This is a genomic window from Nostoc cf. edaphicum LEGE 07299 (assembly GCF_015207245.1).
GTDB classification, from domain to species: Bacteria; Cyanobacteriota; Cyanobacteriia; order Cyanobacteriales; family Nostocaceae; genus Nostoc; species Nostoc edaphicum_B.
This window is the reverse complement of the sequence record NZ_JADEXF010000545.1, coordinates 1-3,997: the sequence shown is the minus strand read 5'-3', so window position 1 is coordinate 3,997 and position 3,997 is coordinate 1. Positions and strand designations below refer to the sequence as shown.

5 protein-coding genes are annotated in these 3,997 nt (G+C 41.4%); 3 read left to right on the top strand and 2 right to left on the bottom strand.

The window, feature by feature from the left end; genetic code table 11:
• The 3 genes from IQ229_RS16550 to IQ229_RS16540 form a co-directional block, all read left to right on the top strand.
• Positions 1-321 (top strand): salt stress protein, Slr1339 family (locus IQ229_RS16550; protein ID WP_194045516.1); only part of this gene is annotated, 321 nt, incomplete at its 5' end.
• Between the two features lie 566 nt (positions 322-887).
• Positions 888-1,697, top strand: a complete 810-nt coding sequence (locus IQ229_RS16545; protein ID WP_194045514.1) for a phytanoyl-CoA dioxygenase family protein — start codon at positions 888-890, stop codon at positions 1,695-1,697.
• A gap of 287 nt (positions 1,698-1,984) precedes the next feature.
• Positions 1,985-3,001 (top strand): glycoside hydrolase family 43 protein, encoded by a 1,017-nt coding sequence (locus tag IQ229_RS16540; RefSeq protein WP_194045507.1) that lies wholly within the window; start codon positions 1,985-1,987, stop codon positions 2,999-3,001.
• Here IQ229_RS16540 and IQ229_RS16535 read toward each other — a convergent pair.
• Together IQ229_RS16535 and IQ229_RS16530 are read right to left on the bottom strand one after the other, a co-directional pair.
• Complete coding sequence (locus tag IQ229_RS16535; protein ID WP_194045505.1) at positions 2,995-3,477, bottom strand: DUF4383 domain-containing protein; 483 nt, start codon at positions 3,475-3,477, stop codon at positions 2,995-2,997. The two genes, IQ229_RS16540 and IQ229_RS16535, sit on opposite strands and share 7 nt — an antisense overlap.
• 251 nt (positions 3,478-3,728) lie before the next feature.
• The coding region (locus IQ229_RS16530; RefSeq protein WP_194045518.1) for a hypothetical protein at positions 3,729-3,997 on the bottom strand (269 nt) is incomplete at its 5' end.

Below are 3,997 nucleotides of genomic sequence, written 5' to 3'. Positions count from 1 at the left end.
ACATCATCCTCAGTCAAATCGTTTATCTCATCATCGCCAAAGTCGGCATCTTTAATAGATAATCTTTTGGCAGAAGTTAAGGCTGATTTTACCGAAGAGGATGCTGCTATTGAATCAAAAAGACAGCTAGAACTAGAACAGGAACGAATTCAACAAGAAAAAATCAAAGCTAAACAACTAGAAGGTTTAAAAGTGCAGGCGAAAGAATGGTTAGCCAAAGTAGATCCACTTTCGTCTGAAGGACTTTGGTTTGAGAGGTTTGCTGAAAGTTACCCCTCAAAATTAGAGGCAGCAATTGAATATTTAAGAAGCAATGAATGAATTAAAAATTCAATATCCTGCTCATCAATGTGCTTGCTTAAATTGAAAATCAGCAATTATTATTTAAGTTATACCAATTCTTTATAAAGCTGCATAGAATTCGATCCCCCCTAGCCCCCTTTATGAAGAGGGGAACCCGAAAAACGTCTATCAAAGCCCCCTTTTGAAGCAGGGCTGATTCATTCCATTTCAAACAGGATTGGCAAAACTGCCATACTCACGAGTGGTAACTCTGGAATTGGACGGGCAGTCGCACTGACCTTCGCCCGTGAAGCTGCCGATGTGCTGATGTATGCAGGTGTGTCATTAGTGCTTTGGTGAGTCCAACCGCATTCTGACTGTTAGATGCCTTTCAAAGCCAGGCGATCGCGTTGCATTGTCTGGAGTGTCAAAGAGTTTAGTTATGTTAACTAATTCGTTATAATTAATATAAATTAATTGTTACAGAGGATTGGCATAAGCCACCAATTTTAAAAATAGTGCGCTACTATCGACAAGCAATAAAAAATCTCCTAGAGGTCTGATATTGATACGCCTCTAGTTATAAGTTGAAGAGGATAAAAAAGATGGTTCAAAGTATAGGCGGTATAGCGAAATATTCAGCTACCGACCTAGACCAATTTGCTCAAAAACTGAATCAAGACGGAATTTGTGTGATTCCCGGTGTTTTTGAGCAAAAATTAATTGACGAGTGGGCACAAGCTTTTGAAAAATTATTTTACGAGCGTCAAAATCAACCAGGTGGGTTGGCTCCTCGTGAAGTTTCCCGCTACTATCTAACCTTGCCTTGGATTTACCCATTTGCTAATGAATTAGTTTTTGCTAACCCAGTGATTATGGGTGTTTTAGAGCGCGTGTTTTACCAAGAATACGTGATGGTTCAGATGGGAGTTGATGTTCCATTTCAGGGTTCAGATTATCAGGAAATCCATCGGGACTTTCGCCCGTTGTTTAGCGATCGCATAGTTACACCACTTTACGCCCTAGCAGTTAACTTTCCCCTTGTAGAAGTAACCGCAGACAACGGGCCGTTTCAAATGGCGCGTGGTACTCATGTCATACCGCGTGAAGAAGGATTAGAAAAGGTTGCCAGTGGTGAAATTCCGATGGAATCTTTTTATATGCAGCTTGGTGACGTGATGGTGCGATCGCCTTTAGCACTGCATCGGGGTTCCCCAAATCGGACAAACCAGCCAAGACCAATGGTAGTTATGGGCTATGCGATGCATTGGTTGCACACACCAAAGGTAGATTTAACTCTTCCACAAGACTATTATCAAAGCCTCCCAGAAAAACTAAAGCAGATGCTACGGTGTCAGCTAGTAGAAAGCTTACCTAAGAACAAAGTCGAAACTTACGTGAATTTCAAATACTAGTAGTTTTTCAAGCTAACTTTGACGAGTGAGACACCTCTTAAACATCTCTTTTTTCTCAGACTCTGTGCCCTCTGCGCCTCTGTGGTTCGTTCCTTTACCCTTCAAACTTCCCTTGACAGACTACTAAGTACTTTGTCTCATTAAATTAGAGGGATAAGAAAACGAACCGCAAAGAACGCAAAGGAAGAGGTAAAGAAGAAAAATTGAAAAGCTGATTCACCTATCATAATTAATGGGACAGACCACTAGTGGAAGAAAGATTTTTGTCATTCCTATAGATAATTAAGATGCAAACCTATACTAATCCAGTCTACAAAGGTTATTTTGCCGATCCTTTTGTTTGGCAACACGAAGGCGTATATTATGCGATCGGAACTGGCGCAGCAGAAGCAGAAGGAACGGTAGATGAAATAGCGGACGCACCAAATGTTAACTCCAATAACAAATCGTGTGTCTTTCCTCTGTTACGCTCTTTCGACTTTGTAAACTGGGATTTTGTTGGTAACGCACTACAGCGGCCAGATCCCGCCCTTGGTGATAATTTTTGGGCCCCCGAAGTCGCTTACTGCGATGGACAGTTTTATCTCTACTACTCTGTAGGGCGTGAAGATAAGAATCATCAGTTACGTGTAGCTACAAGCGATACTCCGTTAGGGCCTTATCAAGATGTTGGTGAGCCAGTCGTAGATCCAAAATCTTGTCCTTTTGCGATCGATCCGCACCCATTCCGGGATGATGATGGACAGTGGTATTTGTTTTACGCCCGTGACTTTCTAGATACATCGGATGGAGTGCGTGCTGGCACAGCATTAGTTGTAGACAAACTCCAAACCATGACTAAGCTTGCTGGTGAAGGGAAGGTGGTTTTACGTGCGCGATCGGATTGGCAACGGTTTTTAGCCAACCGTTTGATGTATGGTGAAATTTATGATTGGCATACTTTAGAAGGCCCCTGCGTTCGGAAGCATGAAGGTAAATACTACTGCTTTTATAGTGGTGGACGCTGGGAAACTGAAAACTACGGTGTAGATTATGGCGTTGCTGACAACGTGATGGGGCCTTACTCTGATGCAGGTAACGAAACCGGGCCACGGGTGCTAAAGTCTGTTTCTAATTTTGTTATAGGGCCGGGACATAATTCTATTGTTTTTGGGCCAGATGGTAAGACTGAGTATGTTGTCTATCATGCTTGGACGAAAAACATGGATATGCGGCAAATCTGCTTAGATATGCTGATCTGGAAACCAGAAGGGCCATCTTGCAATGGCCCCACCTGGACACCGCAGACTATCAGCAACTATTGAAGATTTTGCGATACATTAACACCGCTCACTTTGGCTGGTATAACAACACTGTAGTAGCCAGCTGCGATCGCTGCTAATGCATTAAGCAAAACATTAGCACCGAACAATGGCATTAAGCCGAAAAATGTCTTACCCAAAGGCAACAATCCGACGATTGCCAGCAATGCATAAGAAACTGCAAAACCACGATTGAAAAGACGCGCTGTGGTAGTGTTGTTGTAAGAAGTAATTCCTAACAATCCTACGGCGCAACGTACAATGTTATGCAAAAAGTTCGTGGGAATTGCACCAAAGATATAACCAAATCCCGCCGAATAAGCGCCAACCGATTCATCAAGTGGAACAAAAGATTCGTTCGTTCCTGGTAATGAAACCAAAGCTGGTACAAATCCAGCTAAACCTAAAAGCAAATAACTGATTCCGATAGCCAAAGCAATGTAACGCTCGATCATTTTTGCCTGGTTAATGTTTTCCATTTTTCTCTTGGTAAGTGCGTAAATGTTTACGAAATAGTAACCGCTAGCTGAGAAATCATGAGAATCTAATTTTTTCATAGATATAAATAGATTGCTCTAGCTAGCTAGTTAGCTGCCTAAGCAGAATATTTATAATTCAACTTCGTCTTTCATATATTTCACTCTATCAAAAGTAATGAATACTATCTCAAGCAAGGCTTGTAGGTTTGGTCAAATATAGGTTTAATGCTTTTTCTTGCATTAAAAAAGATTTACTGATTAATTATTTGTATTGTCGTCATATCCATTGCTTCAACCACTTCCAAAAAGAGCATTTTTTGCTCATGATTTAGGATTCTATTCTGAGAAAAATTATTGAATGGTGAATACATATCTACCTCAGATAGCCAAATCATAGTCTCATAACCAACTCGACCCATTTTTGGCTCTAAACCCATAGGCATCTCTAGCAAATAAACCCAGCTACCTGACTGAGGTCGGTAATTTTTGATGACACCCTCTCCGCCGATAAACTCTACCT

Excerpts from the sequence above, each read along its gene's own strand:
- IQ229_RS16545 (WP_194045514.1), top strand. The coding sequence starts at position 888 with ATGGTTCAAAGTATAGGCGGTATAGCGAAATATTCAGCTACCGACCTA.
- IQ229_RS16540 (WP_194045507.1), top strand. The coding sequence starts at position 1,985 with ATGCAAACCTATACTAATCCAGTCTACAAAGGTTATTTTGCCGATCCT.
- IQ229_RS16535 (WP_194045505.1), bottom strand. The coding sequence starts at position 3,477 with ATGGAAAACATTAACCAGGCAAAAATGATCGAGCGTTACATTGCTTTG.